This window comes from Roseibium sp. JB4-4 (genome assembly GCF_055693425.1).
On record NZ_CM146333.1, the window covers coordinates 2,644,327 to 2,660,457 of the forward strand.

A 16,131-nucleotide genomic window follows, 5' to 3' on the forward strand; every position below is an offset into this window, starting at 1 on the left:
TCAAAGCGTAAATTGTTCACCCAGATAGAGCCTGCGCACGTCTGGATTGGTGACAATTTCCTGCGGCAGGCCTTCTGTGAGCACCTCGCCTGCGGCAATAATATAGGCCCGATCAATAAGCCCAAGTGTTTCACGCACATTGTGGTCGGTGATCAAAACACCGATCCCGCGCTGTGTCAGATGCCGCACAAGTTGCTGAATGTCGCCAACGGCGATGGGGTCGATGCCGGCAAAAGGCTCATCGAGCAACATGAAGGACGGGCGGCTGGCCAGCGCACGTGCAATTTCGACACGCCGGCGTTCACCACCGGACAAAGCGATACTTGGTGACTTTCGCAAGTGCGTGAGGCCGAATTCCGCAAGCAAAGAATCCAGCTCTTCACGCCGTTTCTGCCGATTGGGCTCAATCACTTCAAGAACGGCCCGAATGTTTTCCTCAACAGTCAGACCTCGGAAAATGGAAGCTTCCTGCGGCAGATACCCGATACCGAGACGTGCGCGCCGATACATCGGCATCCGGGTTATGTTGAACCCTTCAAGGGAAATCTGGCCTTGATCAGGCCGGATCAGCCCTGTGATCATGTAAAAGGTCGTGGTCTTGCCGGCGCCGTTAGGACCAAGAAGACCAACCGCTTCACCCGGCTTAACCGTCAAACTCACATATTTGACAACTTGCCGCCGGCCATAGGTCTTGCCTATACCGTCTACGACCAGAGAACGGGAGAGATCCTCGTCCTCGCCACGCTGCCCCGGCGCACCAACCGTCAAGTCGTCAAATTCCGTGGAGGTTTTTTTCACCGATGCGCCGTCCGTCCGATCCTTACCGCAGCTTCACATAAGTGCTGAGAAGGGAGCTGTCGAGTCAGATAAGCGAGCAACTCAATTGCCTTCTACGCTGTTAGGTAGAATTCGGACCTTCACCCGGCCACTCCCGCCGCCGCTTTCCGCCGATACGTTGCCCTGACCAGCAGTCAGATTTGCCTGCCCCGTTTTCAGATTGACTGTCAACTTGTTGCCAACCACAACGTTAGGACCCTGACTGAGCACAACTTCCCGGCCGGTCATGACCATGATTTCGCGGTTCATATCGAAACTCGCCGCGTCACCCTTTGCCGTTTGATCCTTGGAGGCGATAAAGACACCACCGGCGGCCTCCAGGCGCGAGATCTTCTGCTGGACGGCCGATTCATCTGTCTTGTCGCTGGCAGAGCCCGCGTAGAAGACCTTTAGCCGTTCCGTTTTGAGGCTGGTTTCGCCCTGGGTGACAACCACATCGCCGACAAATGTCGCGGTGCTGTTGTTGTCTTCCACCCGAAGTTCGCTTGCTTCGATCTCAATCGGCTGCCCATCATTCGATCCGAACCCTGCAAATGCGTCAGAGAAGGTCTGCGCTCCGGCAGCGCTGGCGAAGAGCACGGACATAGCAGCGATCGCGAATAGTTTGAGAGATTTCATTGGTTCCCGTCCTCAGCAGCCGGATTGAGCGTCATTTTGATGCCGTCCGAAAACCGGACGAGACCCTTGTTTTGATCATAAGAAAGCTTACCGGCAACAACGTGACCCTGGTCGGAACGGATCGAGATGGGCTCCGACGTGGACAGGGCACCGTTGTTCAGGTCCACCTGAACTTCAGAAAGATCCACCGTATAGCCTTCGCTCCACTCCAGCTGGATACCTTCGTAGAGGCGCAGCGTTTCCGCCGCGTTGTTGTATGTGCCTTTCAAGGCAATAATTTCCGCACTTTCATCAGCGCTTAGCACAATGTCAGCGCGTATGGTTTCAAGATCAATGATCCGGGGGTCACTCAATCTTTGAATGGCTCTGCTCGCAGTCACCTTGTAGGAGCGCTCACCATCGTGACCTGAGAGCTCCGGGTGATCCATCACCAGACCTTCGCTTGTCAGCATCATGTTGGCTGCGCCAAAACTGTTCAGAAAATTGAACAGGACCACAAGCGCGACCATCCCCCCGAGGATAAGAAGACCCATTCCCGGAAGCAGCCAGCGCAAGATGCGCACCATCAGACTGTGCCGTCTCGCAACGCGCTGTGCCTTGCTGGGCTTTCGCCTGGGAGCGGCTACTGCAGGGAATTCTGTGACTGCGGTCAAAAAAGTCTCCGGTTTGTCGCGAGCTCTGCCTGTCAGGCGGAGCCGGAAATATCAGGAATGCGCAAAGATGTCGTTGTCTTCCCATCCCTTTAGGTCAAGTTCGGCACGCGTCGGCAAAAAGTCAAAGCACGCTTTGGCGATGTGTTCACGTTCTTCCCGCTTGAGCATCGCCAGGAGCCGATCTCTCAGGTCATGCAGATAGAGCACATCGGAAGCCGCATAGGCCAATTGTGCATCCGACAACGTCTCTGCTGCCCAATCGGAACTTTGCTGCTGTTTGGAGAGCTCCACTCCAAGCAACTCGCGGGTAATGTCCTTCAATCCATGACGATCTGTGTATGTACGCACCAGCTTCGACGCAATTTTGGTGCACCAGACAGGCGACACACGGATATCCAGATAGTGCTTCAACACCGCAACATCAAACCTGGCGAAATGAAAAATCTTCGGTTTAGACGGGTCCGTCATCAACGCGGCAAGGTTGGGCGCATCGGCCTGACCGCGCGCGATCTGAACCACATCTGCAGATCCGTCGCCGGGTGAAAGCTGAACAACGCACAGCCTGTCACGATGAGGATTGAGGCCAAGCGTTTCGGAATCGACCGCTACTGCACTTGCCTTTTCATAAGCGCTCAGATCAGGGAGATCCCCTCTGTGGTAACGGATAGTCATTTCGAATTGTCTCCTGTCGCCCAAACGGCCAAAGCATCAAGGTGTTGACCGTCAGGTAAAACATGGCGAGACGTGTGGCAAGCGGATTGGTTGCTCGATCGAATTCCGCCGGGGAAACCCTGCTCTCACTTCTTGATGCGAAACGCCTGATGACAGCTTTTGCAGGTTTCGCCGAGCGCGCCGAAGGCTTCGGCGATTTGTGACTTGTCACCGCCTTCATCCGCAGTGCTTTTCAAAGCCAACGCAGCGCTCCGAAGATCGTCGGCGAGTGCCTGAAACTTCGTCCATTCCGTCCAGATCGCAGGACTGGCCTCTGTTGGCGGATGCAGGCTGTCTTCCGGGAAGAGCTTCACCATGGCCGCGCCACCGTGGTTTGCAATCACTTCTCCGGCTTCCGAAACCCGTGGCAGGTCCAGTGCTCCGGTCTTTAACATGGTGCCGACGGCTTTCACCTGATCCCCGATTTCAGACATTGCATCCATGCGGTCCTTGACGATTCCCGTTGCGCCGGTATGCGCAAGTGCCGTGCCCGCGACAACCAAAGTGCCCAGAAGGGCAATTCCTGTTCGTCCCAATTTCATCCATTCCCTCCTAGTGGATTCCATTCGCGCGTTGAAGCTCCCGAACAAAGACCACAATTCTCTCAACGTCCCGCATACTGGTGTTTTGCGCCGGAGGCATGTCACCAAACGACCAGTGGTGCGCTCTGACCCCTTGCTTGGCCGCAACAAAGAATGACCCGTCGCTGTGGTGACCTGGCTCGTAAATCTTGTGAACGAGAGGCGGGCCGAACCCTTCTCTGCCAACAGCATTGTCGCCATGGCACACCGAACAGTTCTCCTGAAACAGTTTTTGTCCTTCTACGGCGTTTTCCGACAGCTCTGGAACGGTGATCGTGACCATCGGCATACCTTGCGCCGGAGTTGCGTGATCACCTTTGTCTATGAATAGAGTGGCGAGGGTATACGCCAGTATGAGCGCAAAACCGGCCGCGACAACTGCCATCGTCCGCGCTTTCACTTCCCCTTCTCCTTGAAAGTGCCCATCGCTGCAGTACTCTGCCCCGCGAGATCATCAATTATCGGGCAGTCGGGCCGATTGTCGCCGTGACAGGCCTCTGCAAGATCGGAGAGAACCCGTCTCAGCGATTTCAGCTCCGAAATCTTGCGGTCCACCTCACGGATCTTGGCCTGTGTCAGTTTCTTGACGTCCGCACTGGCACGGTTCCTGTCGCCATAAAGCGAGAGCAATTCGCGGCATTCTTCTATTGAAAATCCGAGGCTTCGCGCTCTTTGAAGAAATTTCAGCCTCTCCAGATCAGAATTTGAGAATTCCCGGTAGCCGTTTTCGCTCCGCTGCGGGAGCACCAGTCCGATGTCTTCATAATACCGGATGGTCTTGACCGGTAACCCGCTTTGTTCAGCTGCTGATCCGATATTCATCTGATCGCCTCACAGTTTCAGGGTGCGCAAACGCAACGCATTGCTGATCACGGAGACCGATGACAAGCTCATGGCCGCTGCCGCCAGCATTGGTGAAAGCAGGATACCAAAGATGGGGTAAAGAACCCCAGCGGCAATCGGAACACCAACAGAATTGTAGATGAAAGCGAAAAAGAGGTTTTGACGGATATTGCGCACTGTCTCGCGAGCCAGTTTGCGCGCCCGCAGGATACCCTCCAGGTCGCCTTTCAAAAGTGTGAGACCGGCACTTTCGACAGCAACATCGGCTCCCGTACCCATAGCCAGGCCAACATCGGCTGCCGCAAGCGCAGGTGCGTCATTCACGCCGTCTCCGGCCATTGCCACAATATGTCCCGCAGCTTTCAATTCTTCGATCAGCTTTTGCTTTCCCTCCGGCAGGACGCCGGCGCGCACATCATCGATCCCAAGCGTTTTTGCGACCGCTTCTGCGGTTCGCGGAGCGTCGCCCGTTGCCATGACAATCCTGATATTGTCCTTGTGCAGCGCGCCAATTGCAGCCTTCGCATTGGTTTTGATCGGATCGGCAACGGCAATGACGCCCAGAAGGGCAGCCTTGTCACCTTTTCCGCGCACGAGATACATCGCTGTCTTGCCAAGATGCGCCAGTTCCTCCGCCCGTTCCTGCAATTCGGACAAATCGGCCCCGGCCTCCTGTGCAAAAGCCGCATTTCCGAAGACAATACTCTCGTGCATGACATTCGCCGTCACGCCCTTGCCCGTCACCGCCTGGAATTCCCGGGCGTCCGGCAAATCAATTCCCCGAAGCGCGATGGTATCAAGAATGGCCTCGGCCAGCGGGTGTTCAGAGCCTTTTTCCAATGCTCCGGCCAGATGCAAAACCGTGTTCTCGTCAACACCATCTGCCGTCAGAACATCGCTCACAATGGGTCGACCTTCCGTAAGCGTTCCGGTCTTGTCGACAACGATCGTGTCGACGGAGGCAAGACGCTCCAAAGCCTCCGCTGTTTTTACCAGGACGCCGGCCTGGGCACCGCGACCGGTCGCCGTCATGATCGACATTGGTGTTGCCAGGCCGAGCGCGCATGGGCAGGCGATAATAAGCACAGATACAGCGGCGATTACGGCATGCACGAAGGACGGGCTTGGCCCGACCACCAACCAGATGACAAAGGCCAGAATGGCGACCGCCACAACAGCGGGAACAAAGATACCGGCAACACGGTCGGCAAGGCCTTGAATGGGAGCTCGTGAGCGCTGTGCGGACGCAACCATGTCAACGATCTTGGCCAGCATGGTATCGGCTCCGACCAGCTCGGCCTGCATTACGAAGGAACCCGACTTGTTCAAAGTGCCACCGGTTACCTTGTCACCGTCCGTTTTGGCGACCGGCACAGGCTCACCAGTGACGAGGCTTTCATCGACCGATGAGTTGCCTTCCAGAACCCTTCCGTCGACGGGCACGGCCTCACCCGGCCTGACACGCAATCTGTCACCGGCCAGAATATTTTCCAGCGGCGCGTCATATTCATCACCTTCCGGCGTAACCCGCCGTGCGGTCTTTGGCGCCAGATCGAGAAGAGCGCGAATAGCATCGCCGGTGCGTTCACGTGCTCTCAGTTCCAACACCTGCCCGACAAACACCAGGGCCACAATGACAACCGACGCTTCGAAATAAACCGGGAGGTGCCCGCTTGCGCTCTTCAAGTTGTCGGGAAAGAGAAATGGAAGGAATGCTGCCACCATGGAATAGGCATAGGCGGTTCCCACGCCTATCATGATCAGCGTCCACATATTGAAGTGGCGCGTGGTCAACGATGTCCAGCCGCGCTGAAAGAATGGCAACGCTGCCCAAAGGACCACCGGTGTCGCCAGAAGAACCTCCAGGTAAATTGCGACGCTTTCACCAATCCAGTCACGAATTGGAACACCGACCATCGGCCCCATAGTCAGAACAAGCAGGGGAATGGCGGCCAGTGCGCTCACCCAGAGTCGCTTGGTAAAATCGATCAGTTCGTGATTGGGCTCATCGGAGACACCGCTCATCGGTTCAAGAGCCATCCCGCAGATCGGACATGTTCCCGGCCCTTCCTGGACGATTTCCGGGTCCATCGGACAAGTGAAGAGCGCTTCGCCTGAGCTGCGTTCCGCCTCTTGGGCTTTTTTCCGGTCGTTGTTGCCCGACAAAAAGAAATAAGGATCGGCGTCAAACCTGTCATGACACTTCGGATTGCAGAAATGGTAGTCCTTGCCTTTGTATTTGAGGGAAGGTTTGCCTTTGCCGAGCGCTACGGACATGCCGCATACCGGGTCGGTCGCCTGACCAACATTTTCCTGAGCGTCTTGATCCAAGACTTCCTGCATTATCCTGATGACTCCGATCTTGTCATGAAGCCGTCAGTTAGGGCTTCCAGTCACTGGAAGGTCAAGACGGGGAAACGCGTAGACAGCAGATGCTCAATAGGCGAACGCCTCGCATTCCCTTACGTACGCCCATGTGACTTCCAAATGTCAACTGAGCGCAGGCCTTCAAAACAAGGGCTGATGCCCATCAAAAATACCGAATGACAATTTCCTTGCCATCCTTCGAAGTTAAAATCATGATGACTTCAAATAAAAATAAAGCCCTGAGCAAGAATACAATTGATAAAAATACGGATCAATTTTATGAAAATCGGCAGAAAGCTCACTACTTCTCTGAATTTGCTTGGTTTCGCTTCATTTTTGTTAAGCGCATGTATTGCCAGCGCGTCAGCTGCCGATCTATCCAACAAGCCAAATGTCACGGAGACACTCGTCAATGAGAGGATCAATCGAACCTGGGAATTTATGATCGCTCCCTATTTCATAGCGGCCAATATTTCGGGGACATCACAGGTTGGGCGACTTCCGAGCACCGACATTGACATCGGCACGGGTGACATTCTGGAGAACCTCCGCTTTGGCGGGATGATCCACGCTGAAGCGCTATACAATCAGAAATTCGGCGGCATGCTTGATGTCGCCTATATGAACCTCGGTGGAGCGACAGATACCCCCAGATCAGGCGGACGTATTCGTGTCGGGGTTGGCCAACTGATTGTTGAAGGCATGCTTTTTTACAGAGCCTACAGCACCTCGCAGACGTCAATTGATGTGTATGCGGGTGGACGTTATTGGGATATCGACCTTGACCTTGATGCCACCGGCACAATTGCGGGCAACTTCGACATCACCAGAGGAGACAACTGGATCGATCCGGTGGTCGGTATTCGCGCCTTTCACATGCTGAATGACAAATGGTCGGTGAACGGCCGTGGCGACATCGGCGGCTTCGGTGCCGGTTCCGACTTTACCTGGAATGTGCAGGCCGGCGCTGGCTATCACTTCAACAAGACCTGGTCCGCGCATCTGCAATACAAGGCTCTCAGTGTCGACTATGACAATGACAAGTCCGGGAGATCGAGTTTTGAATATGACACGATCACACATGGCCCACTGGTCGGCATAGTCGCTCGATTCTAGTCGGGTTCCAGACCGTAACGCCTATCAGATTTTTTGATCGCAGGAGCATCGTCCACATTTTGATTGCACGCATCGCAATGTGTGGTCAGCCGGAGCACAACACGGGCCACCTTAATGGACTGGCGCCTCGCCATATTTGGGTGCATCTTCACGCTCCATTAACCATAAGTAGCACTATTCTGACACACCAATAACGCGAATCTCTTCTTGTTAGAACCAACGGTGTTTCGGTGATGCAAAAACTTTTCTGGTCGCTGTCTGCGGTTATCTGCCTGTCAGCCGGTATTGTAACCCCTTCGGTTGCTGCCGATGCCTATCAAGGTCCAGACGGCATTTATCAGACCTCAAGTCTGCGCGGCAGCATCGGGCTGCGCTACTGGTACAGCAGATCGAAATCGGATCTGGACAACGCCCGATATGATATTTCCAGCACCGCCGATGTCACGTCCCATACCGCCGAAATTGTCGGAACGCTTGAAGACGTGACCGAAGGAACCTTTTTTCGCGGATATGTCGGCCTTGGTCGCAATGTTGACGGCAGTACCGATTTCGTCGGTTTGGACATGGACAACACCAGCCAGACCACGCTCAGCTATGTTGTACTGGACGGTGGTTGGCAGTTCGCTCAATTCGCGAACAACCAGGTGCGGCTGAAAGGATTTCTCGGCTACCAATATCTTTCCGACGACCTGAAGGCGTCCTATCGTTCCGTCACGGTTGAGCAGTCACGAGACTGGCACGCAATCCGTTTGGGAATGACGGCGGAAGGTGACATTGGCGAACGGACCGGATGGTCAGTCGATGTGGCCGGCGTCCCTTGGAGCTACAACCAGATTGAAACCTGGGAAAGCGACTGGACCTACGGTCTGGAAGCGGACGCAATGCTGAATGTGGATCTGACCCAAAACTGGAAGCTTGGCGTCGGCGGCCGTTATTGGTGGCTTCATTCCAACTTCGACCGACGCAACAGCATTACCAACGAGAAGGTCGTACTCGACCAGAACTACCATCGTTACGGATTGCTCTTGGAGACCAAGTACGCCTTTTAAAACTGATTGCAATTCGGGTCGCCACCGTCCAGACCTTCTGGCAGAAACAACAAAGTCCGAACGCCAGAGATTGTCTGAGATCGCCAATGCCTGCCACGCCTGTTGCCACTTACCTGTTTCTCATCGCGGCCATCGTCGCCGAGGTCATCGCGACCTCGGCACTGGCAAAAACCGAAAACTTCACACGTCTGGTTCCGTCGATCATCACAATTGGCGGATACGCCGTTTCCTTCTGGCTTTTGTCATTCCCCATTCGTGTCCTGCCGACCGGCATTGTCTATGCCATCTGGTCCGGCGCCGGCATTGTTCTGATCACACTTGTTGCCTGGCTGGTCTTCAATCAGAAACTCGACCTGCCTGCGGTCCTGGGCCTTGGGCTCATCGTCGCCGGAGTTGTTGTCATCAATGTGTATTCAGACGTCGTGGGACACTAAAGAGGATCATTACGCCTTTCAGCAGGCGCTCTCCTCCTCCCGAACTTGCACATAAAATGCGGGCTTCACTTCTATTTCAACCAGCAATGCCATGCTCTTTGAACGGGATGAGTGACGTCACGGAAATTTAGGTTGAACAGATCAGGCTTATCCATGTAAATTTCACCAATATCGTTGTATGTCGGGCGGAACATGAATGTCTTATTTAAAGCAACTCGTCGCGTATGGTTTGACAGTGGCGCTCGCAAGCGCCTGCAACACAAATACAACTGTGGGCAATGGCGGTTCCGACAATGATTCCATAGGCCGCTCCACGACTTTGAGCCAGGGCCGTGTCGGAAACCCGGCCTATTGAACGTATTGAGAAAGCAATTTTTTCGGCCCGGTTTACAGGCTTTCATTCGTGTTATTTGACCTGGTTTATCTTGCGGATATTCGATTTCCCGGAGGCACTTCGACTGCGCTTTTTTACGAGTTAAGGGCAGCAGCAAGGGCTGGATTAAAGGTCGGGCTGATCCCTGTCGCTTCACCGATCCTGACCAAATCGCGTGCCCCCAATCCGAAGCTGCTCAACGAAATCCGCAGAACCCGAACCACCATTGTTCCAAGAGGCGTGACGCCGCAGTGTCGCCTATGCCTTGCGTATCATCCAACACTGCTCGACGGCCAGCTCAAGAACGTGCCCCGCGTCAAGGCGGATACGTTCGCGCTTGTAGCGCACCAGCCACCTTTGAACAGGTTTGGCGAGAAAGCCTTTGACGCAGGTCAGCTCTCTCGGATCGCCGAGGACCTTTTTGGCCACGAGCTGACGATACTTCCGGTCGGGCCGACTGTCAGACAAGGGTTTGAAGCACAAGGATTATCCGCTCAGCTTAGTGCCGACGACTGGCTCAACCTGGTAGATGTGAATGACTTTCCGATTTGCGACAACCGGGAGATTGAGGGACCTCTTGTCATTGGGCGTCACTCCCGCCCAGGTCGCGAAAAGTGGCCGGACCCGGAAGACGCTATCCTCGCCTATCCGGAGAACAGCAGATATCAGTTCCGCATGCTCGGTGTGGGGCCGGACTATCTGGGTGAACTGGATAAAACTCCATCCAATTGGCACTGTCTTCCGTTTACGACACAACCGGTTTCCGGTTTCCTGAAGGGGCTTGACGCCTACAGCTATTTCCACAGCCCGGCCTGGATCGAAGCCTTCGGTTATTGTGTTCTGGAAGCACTATCTGCAGGATTGCCGACCGTGCTTCCGAACTATTTCTGCGATTGGTTCGAGGACGCTGCGCTCTACGGCACACCTTCACAGGCGCCGGAGCACTATGACCGGATCCTGGATGACAAAACCTATCGACTGGAAGTGTCAACAAGAGCCAGGAAGTTTGCCTCTGACCGTTTCGGTCTGGAGCAGTTTGGAGAGCGTTTTGAAAAGCTGGCCGGCAAGGTCCAACATCTGCATGCTGCTGGATCATCGCAGAAGGCACGGCCGCCAAGGCAACATGTGGTTCTTGCCGTTACATCAAACGGGATCGGTCTTGGCCACCTGACAAGACAGCTCGCAGTGGCAAAAGCGCTTGGGCCGAACGTAAAAACAGTCTTCTTCTCCCTTTCGGAAGCAGTCAAAGTTGCTCAACAGATGGGACACCTGGTTGAATTTCGACCGTTCCATCGACGATTGGGCTGCCGTGTCAATGACTGGAACGATTTTTTTACCGGGAGTTGCGAGATGCTCTCTCGTTCTATCGTCCAGAACTCGTCAGTTTCGATGGAAACACTCCCTATTCCGGATTGCTGGAAGCAATTTCAGACCATGGTGACGCACAATCCGCCTGGATCCGGCGCGGAATGTGGCGCACGGAAGCGCCTGAGATTTCCCGGCGCGCATCGCACTTTGACCTTGTCATCGAACCCGGCGAAGTCGCTGCGCCAATGGACCCTGGATATGCGAGGATCGGCAGCGACCATCTGGTTCACACCGACCCTGTTCTGCTGGTAAACCAGTCAGAAATGATGACGCGCGCAACCGCCCGACGCCTATTGGACCTGCCACTGGATGCAACCCTTGGCCTGGTGCAGCTAGGTTCGGAGCGCAACAGCGACATGTCCTTTGCACGACACGCGATCGACGCTGTACTTGAACGCAACCAAAACGTTCATTTTGTTGAAATCAAATCGCCAATCAGCCCGGATTACGACAGGGAACCAAACGAGCGATACCATCGGCGTACTGCATATCCGCTCGGGCTTTATCTGAACGGGTTTGACTTCGCGGTTTCAGCAGCGGGATACAACTCCTTTCATGAGTTTCTTGCATCGGCCCTCCCCACTATCTTTGTTCCCAACAAAGCTCCAGAGATGGACCTCCAGGAAACGAGGGCGGAATATGCCGCCAAGGCAGGTTGGTGTCTGACATGCGACGCAGACGATCCCTTCAACCTGGAAGGCTGCCTGGACGAGATATTGCAAACGCAGACACGACTAGACATGCAGAACAAGTGCCGCATCCTTTCCAAAGGCTGGAAGGGCGCAAACCAAATCGCAGAGTACTTCGCAATGACTGCGGGTTTGCCGACCGGCCCCTTTCCCGGCAGTCAAAAGGATCGGAGTTTGATATGAAGTTGTCAGACAAGATCCGCAGTAGACTGCTAAAACCGGTTATTTCTCTCTACAGCCGTTTCGCCGGCTCCCGAAAAGAGACGGCCGTTCTTCTGTCAGGAACAGCGAAATCCAAGCCCGTGGCTCTGGTTTGGGCGTTTGGCATATCCGAACTTGAGCGTGACGCCAAACTGCAGGACATGAAGGATCACCTTGACGCCTTTCATACCGTCGTTGTCGTTTGTGACAGCAACGCATTTTCAAATTTGCTGCAGATGGGTTTTCGCGTCGAAGCCGTACCAAGTCACGAAGAGCAGCAAAGCCACTTTTGCGACCTGCCGTGGTCGACTTACCTCTCGCGTCGCATCAGCCGCATTCGGAACAACTGGGCGCCGGACTTTGAATTTACGCTCGCTAAAGATCCTGACGAGTTTGTCGAATCCTGCAAAAGCAGACAGCCGACAACATCCAACAACATTACAATGACTGAAGACCTCGAATATCTCGAGGACTACGCTTCCTGAACGGTTCCCGCGCTGGCACATCAAACGAGGTCCAAAGAATGTCTTAGATGGTCAACACATTGACTTTTGTTGCCTGTCCAGAGCTTCGCGGACAAAAGGCCGCAAGGACCCCAGTTCAACCGAAGGGCTTCTCAGTCTTTGATCGGCAAGAACCGAAAGGAGCTCTGGATGGTCTGGGTGACCGGGATCGCAGACATTGTGTTCTTCAAACTCCTGCTGTGTGAATGTGCCCCAATTGCGCAAACGCAGGAAATAGACGCCATTGGCACCGACATGTTGGGCCAGGCTCGCAAATGAAGGAACTTCTCGAAAATTCCGTTTCTGGACGACAAAGTCTAGCCGAAGTTTCGAGAAGGCACCTGCCCGACGCATGTTGCCGAGAAAGCGCAGGTTGCTCAAAAGGCGCTTAAAGGTTCCTCCACGCCTGACAACAGAATATGTTTCGGCCTCTGCGGCATCGACCGAAATCCAGATACTGTCGACATGTCCCCAAAGGTCCAGTCTGTTCCACGTGGCTTCATCAAGCAGGAGGCCATTGGTGTGCAACTGAAGCCTTTGAGCGCGGGTGTTTGTTGCCGTGAAGTGCTTCAGGAAGCTGAGAAAATGCCGGCTGGCAAATGGATCGCCAGACCCCGTCACCTTGATCCTTGAGGCTGCTGACAAAAAACAGCGTAGTCTTTGTTGATCAGGTTATCGAGCTCTGCCGATTGCTCGCGATTGATCTGGATGACCTTTGTTCGGCAGCTGGGACAGGATAGGTTGCAACTCCGGTCGTGAGACAAGATCGCGCGGTTTGGTGTTTGTTTCAGAGAAAGCGTATCCGATTTTTCGGATGCGTTTCGTGCTTTGGCAATTGTCATGACCTCGGAAGAGGCGCCCATTTGCTCGAGCTTCCGCAGCCTGCGCCCACTGATCATCGGGCAATGCCAACGGCTGCAATAGGTATAGTCTCCGTCGAGGATCGACCGCCTGATTTCTTTCGCCACGTCCGAGTTCCAGACACGGTCCGGTTTCTGGTCAAGTTTCCCAATCGGAACCGGCTGCCACGCCGAGCAGCAAAAGTGAACTGTCTCGTTCGCTCGTGTTTCAATCTGCTCGAAGGGTGCTTTGCAGAATTTGTCCTTAAGCCAATCATCAACCGGAAGCGACAGGTCGCTGCTTTCAATTGCGGCTGCATCATGCAACCGTTGAGCCAGCAAGTCGTGGTGGTCAACACTATTCACCGCGTTCGCGAGCCGCTTGGCCAGATCCCAGTTCTCTGCCTGGATACAGGCCAAAGAAGCCGCATTCAGAGTTGAGATGCTGACCTTACCGGCATCGTTCAAAAGCCATTCACCGAAGCCTTGCAGCAATCGCGCGCCGAGGGTTGAACCAATTTCATCCGCAGCAGCCGCGATCAGATCACGCGCCGTCTTCTTCCCCGAAACCGGATTCCTGCGGGCATCCAGATAGGCAGTGTTACCGGCATTCAGAAAGTCGGCCGTTTTTTGGAACCTTGCCGTTGGCTCTTCGATACGTTCAGCTTCCATGGGTCAGAGGCCGTTCAGCTGAAGTCGCTGCTCAATGCGTTCTTCGACCTTGGCAATGTCGTCTGTACTGAGCAATACCTTCAGTCGCTCGACTTCTTCAGCGGCATTCTTGTATTTCTTCAATTCGGCAATCCGATAGAAAAAGAAGGCTTCCAGCGTGTTCTGAGAAACCAGGCTGCCTTCCTCGTGGACCCGGCCCAACTCGAAATAAGCCTGACCGAACCCCCGATCGGCAGACAATGTGAGAAGCTCGAGGATCTTCTCTTTTCCCGCCGCGTCAGGTTTTTGACCCATCAGATCCCTGGCAAGAAAATAAGGCGAGAAACGGTCCCCGGCATCAATTGCCCGTGCCAGCCATAGATGCGCGGTCGTGCGATCTTTTTCGACACCCCACCCGGAAAGATAGCTTCGGCCCAGGCTGTTCATCGCCTCTCGCTGTCCGTTTTCAGCTGCAAGCCTGTAAAGCGCAGCGGAGGCGTCATAGTTCTGTTCGACACCAATCCCCTTCCGATAGAGATCTGCCAAGGCGTTTTGCGCATTTACCCATCCCATCGCGGAAGCGAGGCGGTACCAGAGTATGCCTTCAGACGGCTGCTGGGCGACACCGCGACCCTTTATGTAAAGCGTACCGACATTGGTCCGCGCGCGCAGATTGCCGAGACTTGCCGCCTTCAGATAGTACCGGCGGGCCTCCTCATAATTCACATCGGAACCGCGACCTGAATAGTACATGTACCCCAGATTGGTCAGGGCAGCGGAGTAGTTCTGATCCGCTGCGAGTTTGTAAAAGGCCTTGGCCCATTCAAACCGTTTGGCGACATCAAGAACTCGCCCCAGCTGGAACTGCAGCCGAGGGTTTCCGGGGTCTTCCACAAGCGCGAAACCGCACAGAATAACGGCATCTCGTATGTTGATCAGTCCGTCACGGATCGATGGTGCGACACGTTGCGGGTCTGCGGGATGTGCAGCCAGGAGATCACAGGCCGTCACGATGTCTCTCAGCCCGCCTGCGGCATTCGGCAGATCTTCGGGCCACAATCTGAACAGTTCTGCGGGAATATTTGTCTGGGGTTGAAATGCCAGACGTTCCTGACGCTTTTGCCTGGCCCGTTCAATGACATCCTGCTGGTTGATCGCAGCCGTACGCACACTCACGCTGCGCGACACCTCCGCAACCTGTTTCTCGCCTGTGTCCAAATTGCGCATGAGGGTGCGCACCGCCGAAATATGCCGACTGGACGGGAAAGATCGGACGAAGCGCTCAAGCTCGTCTTCTGTTCCGTATTTACTCAGAAAGTACCAAAGAACAGTGTCGAGATCATAGTCTCCGGCCTCGACTTGGGGTTCAGGTGTCGCAGATCCCGAATTCCCCCTCAGCACATGCTCTCGCTCGACAGACCCTATCACCCAAGGGATCTGCAATCCTTCGGTTGAGACCCTCACCTGCTGGCGAACGCGGCGAAATGCGGAAAAGAGCGAGATCCCCGGTGACTCGAACGCCCGGCTCAATGCAATCGCATAAGGTCCGTTACCACCGGCCGGGCCATCAAAGGCGAGTTTTCCAGCACTGGTGGAAAAAGCCAGCAACGTTTCTTCGCCGCCTGCTTCTGAATAGGACAATCCCGCCTGAAAACGCGGGTCCAGACCGGAAAACGGATCGTCACGGCAAGCATCGATAATGATCAATCGCAGTCCGCCGCCCTTCCCGGTCGAGGCAGCGTCAATGACATCACGCAGTTGAACCGCTTTCAGGTTCACCGATTCCGCTGAAGACGTGTCCACATCGACAGAAAGCAACTTGTTCTGCCCGTCCACCTGAAACCCATGACCGGCAAAATAGAAAACACCAATCTGGGCGCCATCAAAGGTCCTGTCCATTTCCTCAATGAGGGTGGTGAACTCATCTTTCTTGAGGTCAAAAAACAGATTGACCTCAAAACCCGCCTGCGCCAGGACTTCGGCAACAAGCGCGGCATCGTTTGATGCATTCGCAAGAGGCGACGTGTCGTACTTGGTGTTTCCGACAACGACTGCGATCCTGTCTGCAGCCGCCTGCGCCTGTTGAACCCAGACCTGGCCAATTGCGAGCGCGAACAACAATACCAAGCCCGCCGGGTTTCTGAGTTTCATCTGCTCACCTTCACAAAACTGCGTTCACGCCGAAAACCGGGCGATCAAGACGCCTGTATGCCTAAAAGCATCATCAAAACTCATTTTCCTTTGTCGGACAACCTGAAGACTGCCGATGTTCGGCCCGGAGAGCCGCAATCCCGCCAC

The 16,131-nt window shown here is 54.7% G+C and carries 18 protein-coding genes; 7 read left to right on the plus strand and 11 right to left on the minus strand.

What is annotated here, in order from left to right:
• The 8 genes from lptB to ACZ1HV_RS12300 all read right to left on the minus strand — a co-directional run bounded on the left by lptB (position 1) and on the right by ACZ1HV_RS12300 (position 6,586).
• Positions 1-768: an LPS export ABC transporter ATP-binding protein gene (lptB, locus tag ACZ1HV_RS12265; RefSeq protein ID WP_298817941.1), complete on the minus strand. Its 768-nt coding sequence runs from the start codon at positions 766-768 to the stop codon at positions 1-3.
• 111 nt (positions 769-879) lie between these two features.
• Complete coding sequence (locus ACZ1HV_RS12270; RefSeq protein ID WP_298982960.1) at positions 880-1,455, minus strand: LptA/OstA family protein; 576 nt, start codon at positions 1,453-1,455, stop codon at positions 880-882.
• Complete coding sequence (gene lptC, locus ACZ1HV_RS12275) at positions 1,452-2,108, minus strand: LPS export ABC transporter periplasmic protein LptC (RefSeq protein ID WP_298817840.1); 657 nt, start codon at positions 2,106-2,108, stop codon at positions 1,452-1,454. Before lptC ends, ACZ1HV_RS12270 begins: the two co-directional genes overlap by 4 nt.
• A 51-nt stretch (positions 2,109-2,159) precedes the next feature.
• Positions 2,160-2,780 (minus strand): ribonuclease D, encoded by a 621-nt coding sequence (locus tag ACZ1HV_RS12280; RefSeq protein ID WP_298817838.1) that lies wholly within the window; start codon positions 2,778-2,780, stop codon positions 2,160-2,162.
• Positions 2,781-2,905: 125 nt separating this feature from the next.
• Complete coding sequence (locus ACZ1HV_RS12285; RefSeq protein WP_298982961.1) at positions 2,906-3,361, minus strand: c-type cytochrome; 456 nt, start codon at positions 3,359-3,361, stop codon at positions 2,906-2,908.
• A gap of 10 nt (positions 3,362-3,371) precedes the next feature.
• Positions 3,372-3,800 (minus strand): c-type cytochrome, encoded by a 429-nt coding sequence (locus ACZ1HV_RS12290; protein WP_472718233.1) that lies wholly within the window; start codon positions 3,798-3,800, stop codon positions 3,372-3,374.
• Positions 3,797-4,222, minus strand: a complete 426-nt coding sequence (gene cueR / locus ACZ1HV_RS12295) for a Cu(I)-responsive transcriptional regulator (RefSeq protein WP_298964972.1) — start codon at positions 4,220-4,222, stop codon at positions 3,797-3,799. The genes ACZ1HV_RS12290 and cueR overlap by 4 nt, the downstream gene beginning before the upstream one ends.
• Before the next feature lie 9 nt (positions 4,223-4,231).
• Positions 4,232-6,586: a heavy metal translocating P-type ATPase gene (locus ACZ1HV_RS12300; RefSeq protein WP_472718234.1), complete on the minus strand. Its 2,355-nt coding sequence runs from the start codon at positions 6,584-6,586 to the stop codon at positions 4,232-4,234.
• A 303-nt stretch (positions 6,587-6,889) separates the two neighbouring features.
• On the opposite strand from ACZ1HV_RS12300, the gene ACZ1HV_RS12305 reads away from it, so the two are divergent.
• The 7 genes from ACZ1HV_RS12305 to ACZ1HV_RS12335 all read left to right on the plus strand — a co-directional run bounded on the left by ACZ1HV_RS12305 (position 6,890) and on the right by ACZ1HV_RS12335 (position 12,325).
• Positions 6,890-7,726, plus strand: a complete 837-nt coding sequence (locus ACZ1HV_RS12305; protein ID WP_298964966.1) for a hypothetical protein — start codon at positions 6,890-6,892, stop codon at positions 7,724-7,726.
• Between the two features lie 233 nt (positions 7,727-7,959).
• Positions 7,960-8,775, plus strand: coding sequence for a hypothetical protein (locus ACZ1HV_RS12310; protein WP_472718235.1), 816 nt, complete (start codon positions 7,960-7,962; stop codon positions 8,773-8,775).
• Between the two features lie 86 nt (positions 8,776-8,861).
• A complete protein-coding gene (locus tag ACZ1HV_RS12315; protein WP_298964961.1) occupies positions 8,862-9,209 on the plus strand; it encodes an SMR family transporter in 348 nt (115 codons plus the stop codon).
• A gap of 196 nt (positions 9,210-9,405) precedes the next feature.
• Positions 9,406-9,564, plus strand: coding sequence for a hypothetical protein (locus ACZ1HV_RS12320; RefSeq protein WP_173006189.1), 159 nt, complete (start codon positions 9,406-9,408; stop codon positions 9,562-9,564).
• Between the two features lie 48 nt (positions 9,565-9,612).
• Positions 9,613-11,202 (plus strand): glycosyltransferase family protein, encoded by a 1,590-nt coding sequence (locus ACZ1HV_RS12325; RefSeq protein WP_472718236.1) that lies wholly within the window; start codon positions 9,613-9,615, stop codon positions 11,200-11,202.
• Positions 11,136-11,822, plus strand: a complete 687-nt coding sequence (locus tag ACZ1HV_RS12330; RefSeq protein ID WP_472718237.1) for a glycosyltransferase — start codon at positions 11,136-11,138, stop codon at positions 11,820-11,822. The genes ACZ1HV_RS12325 and ACZ1HV_RS12330 overlap by 67 nt, the downstream gene beginning before the upstream one ends.
• Positions 11,819-12,325, plus strand: coding sequence for a hypothetical protein (locus ACZ1HV_RS12335; protein WP_472718238.1), 507 nt, complete (start codon positions 11,819-11,821; stop codon positions 12,323-12,325). The genes ACZ1HV_RS12330 and ACZ1HV_RS12335 overlap by 4 nt, the downstream gene beginning before the upstream one ends.
• A gap of 51 nt (positions 12,326-12,376) precedes the next feature.
• Here the strand turns inward: ACZ1HV_RS12335 and ACZ1HV_RS12340 are convergent, their stop codons facing one another.
• From ACZ1HV_RS12340 to ACZ1HV_RS12350, 3 genes are read right to left on the minus strand one after another with little or no spacing between them, the layout of a single operon-like run.
• Positions 12,377-12,964 (minus strand): radical SAM protein, encoded by a 588-nt coding sequence (locus ACZ1HV_RS12340; protein ID WP_472718239.1) that lies wholly within the window; start codon positions 12,962-12,964, stop codon positions 12,377-12,379.
• The gene (locus ACZ1HV_RS12345; RefSeq protein WP_472718240.1) at positions 12,961-13,854 is read right to left on the minus strand and encodes a hypothetical protein; all 894 of its coding nucleotides are present in this window, start codon (positions 13,852-13,854) and stop codon (positions 12,961-12,963) included. The genes ACZ1HV_RS12340 and ACZ1HV_RS12345 overlap by 4 nt, the downstream gene beginning before the upstream one ends.
• 3 nt (positions 13,855-13,857) lie before the next feature.
• Positions 13,858-15,984: a caspase family protein gene (locus ACZ1HV_RS12350; RefSeq protein ID WP_472718241.1), complete on the minus strand. Its 2,127-nt coding sequence runs from the start codon at positions 15,982-15,984 to the stop codon at positions 13,858-13,860.
• Positions 15,985-16,131: the final 147 nt, after the last annotated feature.

Bases quoted from the DNA above. Each gene is read 5' to 3' on its own strand.
- ACZ1HV_RS12270 (WP_298982960.1), bottom strand. From the start codon at position 1,455: ATGAAATCTCTCAAACTATTCGCGATCGCTGCTATGTCCGTGCTCTTC.
- ACZ1HV_RS12280 (WP_298817838.1), bottom strand. From the start codon at position 2,780: ATGACTATCCGTTACCACAGAGGGGATCTCCCTGATCTGAGCGCTTAT.
- ACZ1HV_RS12285 (WP_298982961.1), bottom strand. From the start codon at position 3,361: ATGAAATTGGGACGAACAGGAATTGCCCTTCTGGGCACTTTGGTTGTC.
- cueR (WP_298964972.1), bottom strand. From the start codon at position 4,222: ATGAATATCGGATCAGCAGCTGAACAAAGCGGGTTACCGGTCAAGACC.
- ACZ1HV_RS12300 (WP_472718234.1), bottom strand. From the start codon at position 6,586: ATGCAGGAAGTCTTGGATCAAGACGCTCAGGAAAATGTTGGTCAGGCG.
- ACZ1HV_RS12305 (WP_298964966.1), top strand. From the start codon at position 6,890: ATGAAAATCGGCAGAAAGCTCACTACTTCTCTGAATTTGCTTGGTTTC.
- ACZ1HV_RS12310 (WP_472718235.1), top strand. From the start codon at position 7,960: ATGCAAAAACTTTTCTGGTCGCTGTCTGCGGTTATCTGCCTGTCAGCC.
- ACZ1HV_RS12315 (WP_298964961.1), top strand. From the start codon at position 8,862: ATGCCTGCCACGCCTGTTGCCACTTACCTGTTTCTCATCGCGGCCATC.
- ACZ1HV_RS12320 (WP_173006189.1), top strand. From the start codon at position 9,406: ATGTCTTATTTAAAGCAACTCGTCGCGTATGGTTTGACAGTGGCGCTC.
- ACZ1HV_RS12330 (WP_472718237.1), top strand. From the start codon at position 11,136: ATGGACCCTGGATATGCGAGGATCGGCAGCGACCATCTGGTTCACACC.
- ACZ1HV_RS12335 (WP_472718238.1), top strand. From the start codon at position 11,819: ATGAAGTTGTCAGACAAGATCCGCAGTAGACTGCTAAAACCGGTTATT.
- ACZ1HV_RS12345 (WP_472718240.1), bottom strand. From the start codon at position 13,854: ATGGAAGCTGAACGTATCGAAGAGCCAACGGCAAGGTTCCAAAAAACG.
- ACZ1HV_RS12350 (WP_472718241.1), bottom strand. From the start codon at position 15,984: ATGAAACTCAGAAACCCGGCGGGCTTGGTATTGTTGTTCGCGCTCGCA.